At 69.0% G+C, this 14,422-nt stretch carries 18 protein-coding genes and 3 pseudogenes; 9 read left to right on the top strand and 12 right to left on the bottom strand.

Translation table 11 applies throughout. The features are described 5' to 3' along the window. The coding region (locus ABZY12_RS33570) for a HEAT repeat domain-containing protein (RefSeq protein ID WP_356897125.1) at nt 1-213 on the top strand (213 nt) is incomplete at its 5' end. A gap of 61 nt (nt 214-274) precedes the next feature. Here the strand turns inward: ABZY12_RS33570 and ABZY12_RS33575 are convergent. The 7 genes and pseudogenes from ABZY12_RS33575 to ABZY12_RS33605 form a co-directional block, all read right to left on the bottom strand. Beyond that, a pseudogene (locus ABZY12_RS33575) lies at nt 275-568 on the bottom strand (BCCT family transporter); the annotation flags it as partial. A 262-nt stretch (nt 569-830) separates the two neighbouring features. After that, nucleotides 831-1,346: a hypothetical protein gene (locus ABZY12_RS33580; RefSeq protein WP_356897127.1), complete on the bottom strand. Its 516-nt coding sequence runs from the start codon at nt 1,344-1,346 to the stop codon at nt 831-833. A gap of 133 nt (nt 1,347-1,479) precedes the next feature. Next, on the bottom strand, nt 1,480-1,686 hold the full coding sequence (locus tag ABZY12_RS33585; RefSeq protein ID WP_356897129.1) for a DUF6207 family protein: 207 nt from the start codon (nt 1,684-1,686) through the stop codon (nt 1,480-1,482). A 206-nt stretch (nt 1,687-1,892) separates the two neighbouring features. Beyond that, entirely contained in the window at nt 1,893-2,129 is a 237-nt protein-coding gene (locus ABZY12_RS33590) for a VOC family protein (protein ID WP_356897153.1), read from the bottom strand. Further along, nucleotides 2,093-2,316 (bottom strand): annotated as a pseudogene (locus tag ABZY12_RS33595) (hypothetical protein); the annotation flags it as partial. The gene ABZY12_RS33590 and the pseudogene ABZY12_RS33595, both read right to left, overlap by 37 nt. Nucleotide 2,317: 1 nt before the next feature. After that, nucleotides 2,318-2,506 carry a hypothetical protein gene (locus ABZY12_RS33600; protein ID WP_328681163.1) on the bottom strand — a complete coding sequence of 63 codons (189 nt, stop codon included), beginning with the start codon at nt 2,504-2,506 and terminating at the stop codon, nt 2,318-2,320. Nucleotides 2,507-2,525: 19 nt separating this feature from the next. Next, entirely contained in the window at nt 2,526-3,170 is a 645-nt protein-coding gene (locus ABZY12_RS33605; RefSeq protein ID WP_356897155.1) for a hypothetical protein, read from the bottom strand. Between the two features lie 172 nt (nt 3,171-3,342). Here ABZY12_RS33605 and ABZY12_RS33610 point away from each other — a divergent pair, with 172 nt between their 5' ends. Beyond that, the gene (locus ABZY12_RS33610) at nt 3,343-3,468 is read left to right on the top strand and encodes a hypothetical protein (RefSeq protein WP_356897157.1); all 126 of its coding nucleotides are present in this window, start codon (nt 3,343-3,345) and stop codon (nt 3,466-3,468) included. Here ABZY12_RS33610 and ABZY12_RS33615 read toward each other — a convergent pair. Next, nucleotides 3,417-4,079, bottom strand: a pseudogene (locus ABZY12_RS33615) (hypothetical protein); the annotation flags it as partial. The gene ABZY12_RS33610 and the pseudogene ABZY12_RS33615 overlap by 52 nt on opposite strands. A 680-nt stretch (nt 4,080-4,759) precedes the next feature. On the opposite strand from ABZY12_RS33615, the gene ABZY12_RS33620 reads away from it, so the two are divergent. Then, nucleotides 4,760-5,440: an HNH endonuclease family protein gene (locus ABZY12_RS33620; protein WP_356897131.1), complete on the top strand. Its 681-nt coding sequence runs from the start codon at nt 4,760-4,762 to the stop codon at nt 5,438-5,440. Between the two features lie 311 nt (nt 5,441-5,751). Here ABZY12_RS33620 and ABZY12_RS33625 read toward each other — a convergent pair whose 3' ends face one another. From ABZY12_RS33625 to ABZY12_RS33635, 3 genes are read right to left on the bottom strand one after another with little or no spacing between them, the layout of a single operon-like run. After that, nucleotides 5,752-6,516, bottom strand: coding sequence for a hypothetical protein (locus ABZY12_RS33625; protein WP_356897133.1), 765 nt, complete (start codon nt 6,514-6,516; stop codon nt 5,752-5,754). Further along, nucleotides 6,516-7,085, bottom strand: coding sequence for an RNA polymerase sigma factor (locus ABZY12_RS33630; RefSeq protein WP_356897135.1), 570 nt, complete (start codon nt 7,083-7,085; stop codon nt 6,516-6,518). Before ABZY12_RS33630 ends, ABZY12_RS33625 begins: the two co-directional genes overlap by 1 nt. Continuing rightward, nucleotides 7,082-7,333, bottom strand: coding sequence for a hypothetical protein (locus ABZY12_RS33635; RefSeq protein ID WP_356897137.1), 252 nt, complete (start codon nt 7,331-7,333; stop codon nt 7,082-7,084). Before ABZY12_RS33635 ends, ABZY12_RS33630 begins: the two co-directional genes overlap by 4 nt. A 519-nt stretch (nt 7,334-7,852) precedes the next feature. On the opposite strand from ABZY12_RS33635, the gene ABZY12_RS33640 reads away from it, so the two are divergent. Together ABZY12_RS33640 and ABZY12_RS33645 are read left to right on the top strand one after the other, a co-directional pair. Beyond that, nucleotides 7,853-8,191: a thioredoxin domain-containing protein gene (locus ABZY12_RS33640; protein WP_356897139.1), complete on the top strand. Its 339-nt coding sequence runs from the start codon at nt 7,853-7,855 to the stop codon at nt 8,189-8,191. A gap of 176 nt (nt 8,192-8,367) precedes the next feature. After that, nucleotides 8,368-9,297, top strand: a complete 930-nt coding sequence (locus ABZY12_RS33645) for a Ku protein (protein ID WP_356897141.1) — start codon at nt 8,368-8,370, stop codon at nt 9,295-9,297. 300 nt (nt 9,298-9,597) lie between these two features. Here ABZY12_RS33645 and ABZY12_RS33650 read toward each other — a convergent pair whose 3' ends face one another. After that, entirely contained in the window at nt 9,598-9,936 is a 339-nt protein-coding gene (locus tag ABZY12_RS33650) for a DUF6233 domain-containing protein (RefSeq protein ID WP_356897143.1), read from the bottom strand. Between the two features lie 321 nt (nt 9,937-10,257). On the opposite strand from ABZY12_RS33650, the gene ABZY12_RS33655 reads away from it, so the two are divergent. The 4 genes from ABZY12_RS33655 (at nt 10,258) to ABZY12_RS33670 (ending at nt 14,360) form a co-directional block, all read left to right on the top strand. Further along, the gene (locus tag ABZY12_RS33655) at nt 10,258-10,497 is read left to right on the top strand and encodes a hypothetical protein (RefSeq protein WP_356897145.1); all 240 of its coding nucleotides are present in this window, start codon (nt 10,258-10,260) and stop codon (nt 10,495-10,497) included. Further along, nucleotides 10,494-11,486 (top strand): hypothetical protein, encoded by a 993-nt coding sequence (locus ABZY12_RS33660; RefSeq protein WP_356897147.1) that lies wholly within the window; start codon nt 10,494-10,496, stop codon nt 11,484-11,486. The genes ABZY12_RS33655 and ABZY12_RS33660 overlap by 4 nt, the downstream gene beginning before the upstream one ends. Nucleotides 11,487-11,810: 324 nt before the next feature. Next, on the top strand, nt 11,811-12,851 hold the full coding sequence (locus ABZY12_RS33665; RefSeq protein WP_356897149.1) for an alpha/beta fold hydrolase: 1,041 nt from the start codon (nt 11,811-11,813) through the stop codon (nt 12,849-12,851). 219 nt (nt 12,852-13,070) lie between these two features. Then, the gene (locus tag ABZY12_RS33670) at nt 13,071-14,360 is read left to right on the top strand and encodes a hypothetical protein (protein ID WP_356897151.1); all 1,290 of its coding nucleotides are present in this window, start codon (nt 13,071-13,073) and stop codon (nt 14,358-14,360) included. Nucleotides 14,361-14,422 lie beyond the last annotated feature (62 nt).

The raw sequence follows: 14,422 nt of genomic DNA on the forward strand, positions 1-14,422 counted from the left end.
AGGACGGGGCCGGCGCTCGTCGCGGCGACTCGCTGGGTTCCCGAGTACCTGGACTTCGACGAGTCCCGGGCCCTCGCGGTGAAGGCGATCTGGGCGCTCGGCGCCATTCCCGGCGAGGAAGCCCGGGAAGCCCTCGAGGGCTTGCGCGGCGACGAGAACGAGATCATCCGTGAGAACGCTGTGAAGCAGCTCGCTCGCCGCGGCGAGCTCTGACCGAGGAGTCGTAGCCGTTCGTCCGGCTCGAGTGGGACCGGACAGTGGCCGCCGCTACCTGTCAGGTGGCCGGAGGCGGGGCTCCCGGGTCTTTGTGGTCACGTCCGTCCTGCGTTTCCCCTGGAGGGGCCTCGCCCTGTGCCGGGCCGATGCGGATCTCGAAGTCGCCCGCGTACTCCTCGTGGCCCGCGATCACGGCTTCCTCCACCGCCTCTTCGGCGAGTTCTTGGCGGACGATCAATGGGTCTTGGCGGAGGTCTCGCAAGAGGGCCCAGCACATGCCGATCATCACCAGGACGAACGGGGCCGCGACGAGGATCGTCAGGTGTTGCAGGCCCGCGAGGGCATCGCCCTTGGACGAGCGGCTGGCCGTTCAACGGGACGTCGGACGGGCCGCGGCGCTCGCCGAGCCGGTCCGCCGCATTGCCCAGCCCCGCAGGCGCGCGCCAGGCGCCGACTACCACCGGCTCTCGTACGCCGAGCACCGATGGGTCTTCGACGAGCTTGCCGATGCCGCTAGTTGCTGGCCTGCGGCCCTCATGGAGATGCCCGCAGCGCAGAACGTGAGCCCGAGGGCGGTCCTGCTGCTGCGGGCGGGCGGGCGCCTGCGGGAGGTGTCAGCAGCCGTAGGTGGTGCCGTTCGCAGCGGTGTTCCAGTTGCAGGTGCTGATGCTGCCGGTGCTCGTGTTGTTGTCCGGGCTGCCAGGCTTCTTCAGCCGCAGGTCCGGGTTCTTCACGGTGCTGGTGTTCAGCAGGGTGTGGCGGGCGTAGCCGCGGTAGATGTGGTGTGCGCCGCTGCTGTCTCGGTAGTGGCGGCCGCTGCCGGTGTGAACGTAGGCCTTGGCGCCGGCCGGCAGGTAGTAGGTGGGCAGGGCGCGCCCGTAGGTGTTGGTCGTGATGTCGGGGACGTAGCCGCCGGTGTTGACCGTGCGGCTGGTGACGTTCTTGATGACGAAGTACTCGCCGTTGAGGTTCAGCTGGGTGGTGCCGCTGGTGTCGGCCCCGGCGGCGTTCGGCCGCACATGCGTGATCATCAGTGCGCCGGTGGTGGAGGCCGCCTGGCTCGGGGTGGCCAGGGCGACCACACCAAGTGCGGCGGAAGCGAGCGCAGCGATACGTACGGTACGGCTCATAAGGACCTTTCAGGAGAAGGGGGGTGGCGTCTGAAGAGTGCGATCATCGCACCCGAAGAGCGCTAGATGTGTGGAAATTGTGAAGTTGGGCCAAAGTCTGCGGAACGGTACGAGCGGACCTAGTGAGCCGATGTCATCGGTGGCCCGAGCGGCGGATGTCCGCGTGCACCCGGGCCCGTACGCCGGACTCGCCTGGTACCCGCCACACCGGCGTGATGCCGGAGGTCGCCCACAGCTGCTGAAGCCCGTCCAGCACCGCGCGGGCCGTCTCCTCGTCGCCGGCGGTGACGTCCAGGACGACCAGGCCCGGTTCGGCGACGTGCTGCTCGTCGATCTGCATGCCCCCATCGACTGCAGCTCCGGGCAAACTGGTTTCACCCGTCAGCAACATGCACCCGAACGAGGGAACCAGGCAACCCACACTCACACGCGGCCATGCCTCCCTGCCAGCCAATCAGGCCCGCCGACCGACCGGCCCCAGCGACGGCCTCACACATCGAGAACGAGTGGCTGTGATCAGCTACTCGGACGGTGAGCGAATGAGCCTCAGGGCGGCATCGCTGCGCGCTCGGCCGCGCTGCGCAGAACGCAGAATTCATTGCCTTCAGGGTCGGCAAGGACGACCCAGCCGACGCCATCGGGTTCCCGGCGATCGGCGACGAGGGTGGCACCGAGGCTCAGCTCGCGATGATGCTGAGCGATCCGAAGGGTCTCGACGGTGACGTCGGCCTGGATGTCCTCGGTCATCACGACCGCCTGCCGAACTGCCAGTTGTGCACCCAGGGTCGGCGTACCGGTCCGGGGTCGGGATGGCGCGTGCCGTGTCCGGGTCCGGCCTCCGAACCAACGCCGCCGTCCCCAGCCGGGTGGCGCCGTTGTCGGACAGCCGCGGCCCATTGGCGATCAGCTCGTCCCGGTCGAGCGGCACCGCGAGGTCGGCGGCCTGCCCCGTGCCGAGGTCGAGCACCAGGTCAGGTCTGATCCGCGGCGCGCAGGGCCCGCGCCAGCCATTCCAGCTCCTCGGTCGCGTCGGGCGACGAATTCTGCCCGCGCACACGGGCGACGAGCCTGCGGTAGTGCTCTGCTCCTGCCTCGATCCCGGCCTCCAGGCTGCGCAGCACGGCGGCCCGATCGGCGTCACCGAACAGCTCGGACAGCACCTCGGCCGCTGCCGGCTCCTCAGGAGCGACCCCGCCTTTTCTGACCTCCGCGACGGTCCGCACGATTGCCTGGCCCACCAGATGGACGCCCCGGGGGACGGCTCTGCCCCGGTACGGGCGTGTTGAGCTCCATCCATGTGCGCAACCGGGCGCGGAACCCGGGGTCCCGAACCGATTCGGCCAAGTCGATCCAGGCGTCGACCTGCTCAGGTGTGGGATCGTCGGGCAACTCGATGCTGAAGGCGCGCATGCGGTCGCGCAGGCGCGGGTCGTCGAGGCCGCCGAACACCTCCTCCTTGAACTCGTCGATGATCTGCTTGCGCTCGGCGGCGGAAAGCCGCGCCAACCGGTTCATCAGTGCTGTCTCCTCAACGGTCGAATCCCGTTTCGCCACGGTGGACAGGACGGCCCGGCTCACCTTGAGGGAGCGGATCTGTGCGTCGAGCGCGGCCACATGCGCGTCGGCGACCCCGGCGACCGTGGTGCGGCCACTCAGGACACGGCACACGTCGTCGAGCCCGAGGCCCAGTCGCAGTCGATGACGGCGAGCGGGCTTCTCGAAGCGCGGGTCGACGGTGGCCGTCGCCGTGGTCTTCTTCGCCACCGCCTTCTTCGCACCCGGGCGCCGCGACGACGCGGCCGCCGGCTTGGCGGTGCTGCTCACCGCCGCCTTCGGGCGGGACGACGGCACGGTGGCGGGCGCCGGGGCCGGGGTCGGCTCCGGGTCCGGGTCCGGGCCGGTGAACGCTTCCGGGATCGCCGACGCCGGGGCAGCGGCGGGTACGTCGGAGGCCGGGGCGGGGAAGCATGCGGCAAGGCCCTCCAGGAGACGGAGTTTGAGTGATCCGCAAGTGGTCGACCCGCATCCGGCCCGACTGGCGAGCCACTCGACGGTGATCTCGTCCTCGCCGCACCGCTTCTCCAACTCCTCGATGCCTCGGTTGGTGAAGTACACGGAGTAAGCGGCGTACTGACCACTGCTGCTACACGGCAGCGCTGACCACGACTCTGCTGCCCGCGCCTCAGCCAGTGGGCAGGTCACCGGCAACCCGTCCCGCCAGGGTGGCACTACTGAGCTAGAGCTTCGGCGCACCCAATGGCGCCGGCTCCCGCACCGCCCCTGCCTCCGTCGCGGGCCGCGTCCTGAAACTCGTCTCGGCAGCGTAGGTGGCCCGGGCCCTCGACCAGCCCCTCCCGCACGGTCACCCGCCGAACCCAGCTCGATCGCTGGGCATACCGGTCTACTGCTGTGGCATCGGCGTCTTCTACGACACCCCGCCCCGACCGTCCGTTCCCCGGCGATCCTGACCAGCGCAGAGCGCCTAATTGCCGAGGGCACAGGCACAATCCAGCAGGGACGGGAAGCGTCGGTGAACGTCGGCACCCCCCTTCGCTTCGGTGAAACATGGAGGTCGCGCTCAACTACGGGACCGGCTTCTTCATCGCCCCCGCCTGGGTGCACACCCGTGGCTGGCAGGTGCCCACGGGGCGGCACGCTGCCGCACGAATGACGGAAGGCCGGGCGCGGCCCCCTGCGCTCACAGGGGGCCGCGAGGTAGCCCAGCAACTTCATCGACAGGGAGAAAGAAGCATGGGTCTTACAGAGCCTACGGTCGACGCCCACCGCGCGTCGACGCCACGGTCTACGCGAAGGGAAGAGCCGCCAGCTTCAGTGACCTCGTCCCGAAGCGAATCTCCCGCTGCCAGGCGACAGCGATATCTGCGGTCACTGACCGCACGGCAAGCCACGGACTGGTCTACGGGCTGGCGTCAGCAATGGGCGGAGCCATCGTGACCGGGCTCGTCTGGTGGGGCCAGCGATGACCGTCAGGCCCGCCGCCCCAGTGGGCGGCGGGCCCTTGGTGCGTCTGTGAGACTCGCGCGCTCTTCCGAAGGTTGCGCCCGGCCGCCCCTACCGCCCGGCGGAGGTTCGGTCGGCGGGACCGACTTACGGGGGCGCCTTCAGGCAGCCGGTTGAGGGCCCGTCAGCATTTCCTGTTATGTCCCGGCGTCGAACAGTTCCTGTGCGCAGAGCAGTCGGGTCTCGTTGAGCAGTGGTGCCTGAGCAGCGTCGGCGGAACAAGATTGGAGGGGCAGCGGGGCGCCCTGCCGTTGGGGCCGCACGTCACCGCTGGCAGACCTGGGCACCTGGTGCCGCTGGACCGTTTCTCCGGTGAACCTCTTCACCCACGCGGCTGAGCGGCACGCGAAACGCTCAACCAGCCCGACACCGTGGCCTGTACCCCTGCAGTTGTGATCAAGAACTTTACCCGCGGCTTGGCCGCGCTCTCCCTGGCCCTGACCCCGCTCACACTGCCCGCTTCTGCGCAGGCCGCCCCGGCGGCTGCGGCCGCGCAGACGTTCCCGCTCAGCTACGCGGTCGACCAGATCCCCGTCGCCGACGAGAGCAGGGCTGGGTACACCCGGGATAAGTTCCGCCATTGGAACAATGGACTCGACCCCGCCGACGGCTGCAACACCCGCGCCGAGGTCCTCCTCGCCGAGGCGACCGAAGCGCCGACCGTCGCGGCCGGCTGCAAGGTCGGTGAGGGCGAGTGGCTGTCGTACTACGACGAGCAAGAAGTCACCGACCCGGCGAAGCTCGACATTGACCACATGGTCCCGCTCGCCGAGGCCTGGGACTCCGGCGCCTCCACGTGGGATGCGAAGCGGCGTGAGGCGTACGCCAACGACCAGGACGCGGCCACCAGCCTCGTCGCGGTCACGGCGCGGACGAACCGGCAGAAGGCCGACCAGGACCCGGCGACGTGGATGCCGCCGGCCCCAGGCGCTACCTGCCGCTACCTCGCCGAGTGGACCGCGACCAAGCTCCGCTGGGGCCTGACCGCCGACCAGGCCGAGATCGACGCCATCAAGGTCTACGCCGGCGGCCCGTGCGAGAAGCAGGTCGTCCACTACACGCCCGCTCCGTAGCTCGAGTCGCCGACGGGCAACCGTGCCCGTCCGACGCCACGGTCCCCAGGAGCTGACACGACGGCCGAGCAGAGTGACACCGATACCTACATCGAGGAAGGCTCCCACACGACGCCGACAGCGCCGCCACACCTGCCGACGTGGCAGACCAGGCCAAGACCACCACCGACTTCAACGACTCGGACGATCGCTGATCAGCAGGGCAGCGGCCAGTCGGTCTCGACGAAGACGACTACCGCTTACCCCGCAGGGTGGTGAGGCCCCGCGCCAGCATGGCGCGGGGCCTCGGGTTCCCGGCGGGTCCTCCCGGATCAGCGGGCGACGAGCTCCTGGGGAAGGTTGGGCGAGCGCAGGAAGACACGCATCTCGGTCTCCCAGGGCATCTCGCGGGCGAACCCTTCGGCGATCTCGGCGCTGTGCCGGACGGGCTGGGGAAGGTGCCGGTCGCAGAAGCCGAGCATTTGCGCGCTGGCACGCCAGATGCGGGCGTCGGGGCTCTGTCCGACGGCGGCATGGTGTGCGGCGAGCAGATGCGCGGCAAGAGGGTCGCCGGCGCCAGCGGCGAACCGCCACCAGTACAGGGCGCTTTCGCGGCGGTCGAGGCTGTACAGGAGGCAGGCGAAAGTCCGGGCTCCGGCTTGGTCGTAGTCGGCGGCGAAGTCGGCGAGGGTGTCGATGTCGTTGGAGCGGAGCACGCTTTCGCACAGTTGTTGGACGTAGGCGAGGACAGCGAACTGGGATGCTGCGTGGTCGGCCTGGATGATTGGGGTGGGGCGCCGCCGGATGCCGTGCCGGGCGCGAGGGCGGGTCGTCCCCTGCGGACGCGTGGAGGAGCGCTCGGGCCCAGCGGGCGGCGGTGCGACCTGGGTGACGGGCTCCGCCTCGGACTCGGCGTCGGACAGGTCGGGTGCCGCGCGCCGGAACGCCTTGTCGGTCGGGGCGTATCCAACGCGGGCGGGCCTGCCTGCGTCCTGGGCGACTCGTGCGGCCAGGCGGTCCATGAAGTCGTCGGTGTCGTGCTGGTCCGCCTGTCGACGTAGGTACTGGACTTGCCTGTCCAGGAGTTCTTCCAACATCAGGAGTCCCCTTTCTCCGTGTCCAAGAGCTCCGTGAGCAGCGCCCTGAGCTTGTTCTTTCCCTTGAACGCGTTGGTCTTAGCCGCGCCCGGGGTGATTCCCAAGTGCTCGGCGATGTCGGCGTAGGAGTCGCCGAGGACGTTGTGCATCTCCCAGCACTGCGCCTGCTGCGGCGCGATCTTCCTGAGTGCCTCCAGGGCCCGGTCGAGCCGGTCCTGCTCGCGCAGCTCCATCAGGTAGGAGGTGTCGGGGCGCTCGGTGAGGGCGAGCTCCCTGCCCGAGTGCCGGGCCCGGGCCCGATAGAAGTCGGTGATCTTGTTGTCGAGGATGCGCATTGCCATGGCCATGGGGTTCGCGTGGGCAAGGATGCGTTCCCACTTCTTGTGCATGGTCAGGCCGGCGTCGCCCAGTGCCTCGTCGGCGTCGCGCGGGTCGCGCAGCCGGTGGAGAGCTATGCGGAAGAACCTGTCCTTGTGCTGCCGGAAGAAGGCATCGAAGGAGACGGGGAGCGCCGCTCGTTCCGGGTCGGGCTCGATGGTGTCGGGCCAGGGGCCGAAGGTGTCGTTCACCGCTCGCCCTGCCCTTCTCCCTGCGCGGGCGCGAAGCCGGGGTGCAGCTCCCGGTAGAGCGGCTGGACGGCGCCGGGCGGCGGGGCGATGGGTCCGCGCGGGGTACGGACCGGGGAGGTGACGGGCTCGGCGGTGGTGGACTGCCGAGCGATGTGAATGGTTCGTCGCACGACGGCTTCGAAGCACACCGTGATCATCCGGTAGGCGCCGACGATCGCCAGCGCGTACCAGGTCCAGTGGAGCTCCACGAAGCCTCCTTCATCAAGCAGTTGGAGCTCGGGTCGGCGACGCTGCCACCCCGAGCAGAACACAGCGTGTCCTCACCCTTACTCACCGAGACGGGACCCCTCTGGGTTACCTCTGAGACGCACGTTTTCTCTCCGGAAGGTGTCGGTCCGGTTACCCACCGTGCCCATGATGCGACGTCACCCGAACTCGTGAGCTAAGTCACACGCTGATGAGGTTTGGCCGCCAAGGCGCGCCACCCGCGCACTACCCGTCCAGCCAGCCCATCTCATCGCCGCAGACGGCCGTCACACACGACCGCGCCCCGGCGCACGCCCCTGATCAGAGCCTTCAGGTGGAGGGTCCGGCTCTGGTGACGAGCTGCGGTAGCGGCGTGCACCGCGTCATGGCTAGCGCTCTTCGTCCGGGTTTCCCGGGGCACTCCCCGGGGGGTGACAGGGACGGCGGTACTGCCGGGCCGGCCTGCCGCACCGCGCGGGATGATGGGGATGGAATGACGGAACGCGAGGTCAGGAGCTTCGATGGCGAAGCGGGTTCACCAACCCCGCGAGGACGCGGAGTTCGATTTCATCCTCGGGATGAGCGAAGTTCCGGTCCTCGCCTACTTCACCGGGACATGGCCCAAGGCGATCGAGCCCTGCCGGGCGATGGACCTCGTCGTGGGCGGGATCGCCGACGAGTACACAGGCCGCCTGACGGCCGTCCGCACCGCCATCACGCGCTGTCCGGCCGCAACCGAGCGATACGGGATCACCGGAGCCCCGTCCTACGTCCTGCTGAAGGAGGGAGAGGCGGTGGCCCACGGCATGGGGCCCATGACCACCGCCGAGGTACGGGAGTTCCTGGACGGCCACCTCTGAGTGGCCGCCACTGCGCCGCGGCCGCGATGCCCGTCCGGGAGACTGAGACACCGCTGCCCTCACCGTGCGCGTCGTCGGCACCGGCGGTGAGCCGGACGGCCCGGGAGGGTGTGCGATCACAGCAGGGGTCTGCATAGTCTGAGGTCAGAACCCCAGGGGGGCTCCTGGAGGTGCTGATGCCCGGTCGTCCGATCTGGAGCGGGGCCGTGAGTTTTGGGCTCGTGACGATCCCGGTGAAGCTGGAGCCGGCCACGGAGTCCCACGATGTCTCCTTCCGGCAGATCCATGAGAAGGACGGCGGCCGGATCCGCTACCGCAAGGTGTGCGACCTCGACGGCCGGGAGCTGGGCCAGGACGAGATCGGCAAGGGCTACGAGATCAGCAAGGACCGCGTCATCCCCATCTCGGATGACGAGCTCGCCCAGATGCCGCTGCCGACCGCGAAGGCCATCGACATCGTCGCGTTCGTCGACCGCAAGAGCATCGACCCCATCCAGCTCGGCGAGGGCAACTACTACCTCACCGCCGACGGCGCCGTCGCAGCCAAGCCGTACGTCTTGTTGCGCAAGGCGCTGGAGCGTACGGACAAGGTGGCCATCGCGAAGTTCGCTCTCCGCGGCCGTGAGCGTCTCGGGATGCTCCGGATCAAGGGCGACGCCCTGCTGCTGAACAGCATGCATTGGCCGGACGAGATCCGTTCCTCCGAGCCCGTCGCCCCCGGCGAGACCGAGCTCACCGAGGAGGAGGTCGAGGGCGCGCTCGCGTTGATGGAGACGATGAGCGCCGAGCACCTGGACGACCTTGAGCTGGTCGACCACTACCGCGACGCCCTGGCCGAGGTCATCGAGGCGAAGGCCGAGCACCGCCAGCCGGTGCCGGTCGGGGGCGAGGAGGCGGCGCCGACCGGGAAGGTCGTGGACCTGATGGCGGCCTTGCAGGAGTCCGTGGTGAAGGCCAGGGAATCCCGCGGCGAAACCGGTGGCGACGCCACCGTGCATGAGATGCCGAAGCCGAAGAAGAAGGTCGCGGCCAAGGAGACGCCCGCGAAGAAGACGCCCGCCAAGAAGACGACGGCGGAGAAGACAACCAGGAAGCGGGCCTCCTGAACCGGCTCACGGGGCGTCACCAGCGCCAGACGGGCATCGGCTGCTCGTGTCCTGACGGGCCCGTCGCCTGTTGATCCCTGCGTGGAAACTGCTGAGCCGGTGACCGGCGACTATCCGACCGAGCCGCTTCCGCCTGTGCTGACCGCTGCGGAGGCGCGGGACGCGGTCGGATATATGCGGCTGTTGGAAACCCTCGACCTCACCCCGCGCGGCCTGGCCGCCGGACAGCTCGCCTCGGACCTCTCCCGCCGGATCCCCGCGGAGTAACCGTCCAACCTGCGACCGGCCCGGCGTGGTGTCTCAGTCGAGGATGCCGAGGTCGGAGTCGGGCCGGCAGATGTCACACGCCCGTATCCCGCCGGCGGTCAGGGCGTGGCGGGCTTCGTCGCGGCTGAGGGGCTTGGTGATCTTCCCGGCCATGCGGCAGTCCCCGATGTGGATGCTGTCCGCCACGGGGCGGCCGCCGACGCGCAGGTAGGCCAGCACCCAGCCCGGTCCCTCGGGCAGGACCCGTACCGGCCGCAGTGCTGCCTCACGCGTCTCGACCTCGGCGATACGGGCCCGGACGCGGTCCAGGGACAGCACCAGCCAGTGCTCCAGCGTCCGCAGACGCGGCAGGTCGGGCGGCAGCTCGGACATCAGCTCACACCGCGTCTGCGAGGGTTCGCTTGGGCTTCTGTAGCTCGGCCACCTCTGTTTGATGGGCCTGGCACAGCGGTGAGCCGCCAACCCCGTAACGATGGCACGGAGCGAGGCAGCGGGCGCAGCGGCCCAGGAGGTGCGGCGGGCACATGTTGGCGGGGAGGTTGCGCGGCGCGGGGGCGGGGGCGGGGGTCGTCATGGCGCTCTTCCTCAAGTCGGCGGGCGGGTGCCGTTCCGGCAGAGGGCAGAACTCGCGTTCCCCTGGGCCGGGTGCGGCACGACGTGCGCCAGAATTCGAACAGGTGCTCTAATCATTCTATGAGGCATCACCCCTTCCCCGAAGACCTCGTCACCGCCCAGCGATCCTGGGCCGCGGTCTACGCCGAGCTCGCCCGCCCCGGCACGGCCCGTACGACCGTGCTGCGCCGCCAGCTGCTGCGCCTGTCGGCCGCCGTGTACTTCCACCCGTACTGGGCGCGGCCGCGCACGGCAGCCGGGCGGGCCGATCTGGCGAGCCTCGTCCACGACGAGCGCGATCACGCGGGGAGCCCGTCATGACGGCGTCGCACACCATCTGGCACGTCCGGTGCCGACCGGACACCTCCCCCGAGGACCACCGCCGCGTCCTGGACCTCCTCGCCGGGTTCACACCACTCGTCCAGCCGCTCCCGCCCATGGCCGCGCTCGCGCAGGTCAAGGGATCGCTCAAGCTGTTCGGCGTGGACGCGGGCGAGCTCGCGCAGCGCTTCCGCGTCCAGGTCCTCGTGCAGGTCGGCATCGACACACACATCGGGGTCGCCGACACCTGGGCGACCGCCGCGACCGCCTCCGCATGCGTCGGCGGCTCCGGGGTGCTCCACCTGCCCGACCACCGCGCCGTCGAGGAGTTCCTCGGACCGCTCCCGATCCAGGCCCTGCACGGCATCGGCCCCGCCCAAGCCGCCCAGCTCAAGGCCTACGGCCTGCACACGGTCGCCGCGCTCGCGACCATGGACGAGCCCGTGGTGTGCCGGATCCTCGGCGGCAAAGCCGGCCGGACTCTGCGCGACCGCGCCCGCGGCATCGACCCCCGCGCCGTCGCCGTCCAGCGCATGCCCGAGTCGACCAGCGCAAGCTTCGGCTTCGCCCGGGACATGTACGACCCGGTCATCGTCCGCGCCGCGCTCCTGGACCTGGTCGTCACCCTCGCCGGCCGGATCCGCGGCCGCGGGCAGATCGCCCGTAGCCTCACCCTGGTCGTACAGATGGCCGACGGCGCCACCGCCCAACGCACCAAGCGCCTGCCCCAGCCCTCCGCCCACACCGAAGACCTCCGCGCCGGCACGCTCCGCCTCCTCGACGCGCTCGCGTTCCAGCGCGCCCGGATCCGCCGCCTCACCCTCATCGCCGAAGACCTCCGACCCGCCGACGAAGGACCCGGTACCCAGCTATCCCTCGACCAGGCGCGCGAGAACCGGCTCCGCCTGGAACCTGTCATGGATCAACTCAACGCCCGCTACGGGTACCGCGTCGCAGGGCCGGCGGCAGCCTACCGGCGGGCGAGCTGAGGCCAGCGGGTTCGTCGCCCACCTTCGGCTCGATCCTGGCCGGTCAGAGCGGTGCCGACGCTGTGCCGACCTGCGGGCCGCCGGACGCCGGGAGGATCCGGAGCGGGCCGCCGCCGAGCCCCTGCCACTGCTCTGAGGAATCACCCACCAGTAGGCCCCCCATCCACCGGTGGGAGGCCCGATCCATCGGCGTTAGGTTAGAAGCCACAGGCTCTGCACAAGCAGGGATCGGCCGCAACGACCGATCAGCGTGTGACGTCACCGCGGATCGATCCTTGGGTCCCGGGGCCGAAAGTCAGTCGCACTACGAGTGCGGGAGTCAACGTGACATCGACTCATGGACAGCTCGGCGTCGTTTTCGTCCACGGGTTCAACGCGGGCCCCGACACGTGGAACAAGTTCGTGGAGCTGATAGAGAGCGACCCAGACCTCTCCTTTGTCGCCCCCTTGCCTTTCAAGTACGCCACATCGCTGGTGTCCCTCCACCCGCTTCGCCGCCTCCCTACTATCGACACCATCGCAGACAGCCTCAGAACGTTCCTCGAGACCAAGGCCTCAGACTTTCAGGCTCTGGCGCTGGTCTCCCACAGTCAGGGCGGACTGGTCATACAGCGCTACCTGGCCCGGATGCTCGGCAAGGGGCTCGGGAAGGACCTGAGCCGCATCCGCCGCATCGTCATGTTCGCCTGCCCCAACACCGGCTCTGACCTTGCCCTGGCTCTGCGCAAACTGTTGCCGTCCAACCCGCAGGAACTCGAGCTGCGTCCCTTCACGGAGTCAATCAACGACGCCCAGAGCATCGTGATCAACCAGATCGTCAACGCCCAAGCGCTCTCCGGATCGACGTGTCCGATTCCGATCGCGGTATACGTCGGCGAGGAAGACAAGATCGTCCCGCCCGCATCCGCGCGCGCGGTCTTCAAAGACGCCGGCGCACTCCCCGGCGACCACTCCTCTATCGTGCGCCCCGACTCGCACCAACACCGTTCCTATGCAGCCTTGAAACACGCCCTCGAAGAGGCCAAGGCGCCGCCCACGGAGACACTGCAAACACTCACCGCAGAGATGCTGGAAGTCCACACCAGCGCGCTGCCGAGCAGATCTCCCGACTCCATCGAGGCCCTCACGCCCTATTTGGCGCGCGGCCACGACGCCGCATTGCGTCAAGTCCTGACCCCGGCACTGGACAACGGCCCATCGGTCCTGGCGGTGCTGACCGGTGAGTCCTCCACCGGCAAGACCCGTGCCCTCTACGAAGCCCTCCGCGACCTTGCGCCCACCCGCCCTTTGCTGCGCCCAGCCACCGCTGAAGACCTCCTGGATCTCATCGAGGGACGCCAGATCAGGAGCGGAACAGTGGTGTGACTCAACGAAGCGCAACGGTTCCTGGAAGGCTCTGTCGGCGAGCGGGCCGCCGCGGCACTACGGACCCTGCTGGAAGCACAGCCGGGAGTGGCAGCTGTAGCAACACTATGGACCGACCCGTATTGGAGCGAACTCACAGCCCAGGGAAAACAAGGGGACCCGCACAGTCAAGCCAGGGCCCTGCTCACCGGGCCGCGCACACAGCGCATCCCTGTTGCTGTGGAGCTCTCAGAACATGACCTCGACCGCTGGAATGAGCTCGCTCACCGCGAAAGCGACCCCCGGCTGACCCACGCACTGGAAGCCGGAGCGGGCGACGGGAAAGTTGTACAACAGCTCAGCGGCGGACCCGAACTGCTGACCGCATACCTTCGAGGCCCTGGAACACTCTTCACCCACATCGAGCACGCGCTCCTCACCGCCGCACTGGACGCCCGCCGCCTCGGCCACTACGCACCCCTCCCGGCCGCCCTGCTCGCCGACGCAGCCGACGGCACCCTCGCTCCCCGCCATCGCAGCCCAGACCCGGCATGGGCCAACCAAGCCCTCCACGCCCTGAGCACCGGCGCACGCACCGACGGCACACGCATCGACATCCGCAACACGCTCACCGCACTGACAGCACTGCGCACCCGCTCTGGCACCCCCGCCACCTACGAACCCGCCGACTACCTGGACCAGCACACCCGAACCCTGCGCGCCGACCAAATCGGCTCCGCCTCCCTCTGGGAGGCACTCACCACGCACACCACCGAGCCCGACGACCTCCAACGGCTCTCTTACAGTGCTACGGAATATGACTTGAAAAAGCAGGCTGTCCAACTCGGGCGCAGAGCCGTGCTTACAGGCGCCTCCCATACTCCGGCCCTCTTGATGAGGAAAATACGGGGACCGCTCGACCCACACCATCATGCGGCCCACTGGATCGCCACCCACGCAGACCTCAAAGACCCGTACGGCGTTGCCATGCTGCTGGACGCGTTGCGGGAGGCTGGCGCAAGTCAGGCGGCGACGGTGCTGCTGAACCGTGACCCCGCCACCCACACCGACCTCACAGAACCGTACGGCGTTAGCAACCTGCTGAGGGCGTTGCGGGCGGCGGGCGCCGATCCGGCCGTCGAGAGTCTGGCCACCCGAGCCGTCACCCAGGCTGACATCACTGATTCGCTCACTGTTGCCTGGCTACTGCAGGCGTTGCGGGAGGCTGGCGCAAGTCAGGCGGTGACGGCGCTGCTGAACCGTGACCCCGCCACCCACACCGACCTCACAAATCCCGGGAACGTTGAGCAGTTGCTGCGAGAGCTACAGAGAGTGGACGCGGATCAGGCCGCCGAGAGAGTGGCGAACCGAGCCGCAGTCCAGGCCGACCTCACTGATCCGTTCGACGTTGCCAGGCTGCTGAGGGCGTTGCGGAAGACGGGTGCGGATCAGGCGGTGACGGCACTGCTGAACCGTGACCCCGCCACCCACACCAACCTTACACGTCATCTCATTTGGGCTGTTCGATAGCCTGCCCGTGTGGGGATCGTTGAGCGGCTGGTGCCGGATGAGCTGTGGGAGTTGTTCCAGCG

The sequence above is a fragment of the Streptomyces sp. NPDC006551 genome, assembly GCF_040611675.1.
Taxonomy (GTDB): domain Bacteria; phylum Actinomycetota; class Actinomycetes; order Streptomycetales; family Streptomycetaceae; genus Streptomyces.

Bases quoted from the DNA above. Each gene is read 5' to 3' on its own strand.
- ABZY12_RS33625 (WP_356897133.1), bottom strand. From the start codon at position 6,516: ATGTTGGAAGAACTCCTGGACAGGCAAGTCCAGTACCTACGTCGACAG.
- ABZY12_RS33645 (WP_356897141.1), top strand. From the start codon at position 8,368: ATGCCCGGTCGTCCGATCTGGAGCGGGGCCGTGAGTTTTGGGCTCGTG.
- ABZY12_RS33660 (WP_356897147.1), top strand. From the start codon at position 10,494: ATGACGGCGTCGCACACCATCTGGCACGTCCGGTGCCGACCGGACACC.
- ABZY12_RS33580 (WP_356897127.1), bottom strand. From the start codon at position 1,346: ATGAGCCGTACCGTACGTATCGCTGCGCTCGCTTCCGCCGCACTTGGT.
- ABZY12_RS33650 (WP_356897143.1), bottom strand. From the start codon at position 9,936: ATGTCCGAGCTGCCGCCCGACCTGCCGCGTCTGCGGACGCTGGAGCAC.
- ABZY12_RS33640 (WP_356897139.1), top strand. From the start codon at position 7,853: ATGGCGAAGCGGGTTCACCAACCCCGCGAGGACGCGGAGTTCGATTTC.
- ABZY12_RS33585 (WP_356897129.1), bottom strand. From the start codon at position 1,686: ATGCAGATCGACGAGCAGCACGTCGCCGAACCGGGCCTGGTCGTCCTG.
- ABZY12_RS33655 (WP_356897145.1), top strand. From the start codon at position 10,258: ATGAGGCATCACCCCTTCCCCGAAGACCTCGTCACCGCCCAGCGATCC.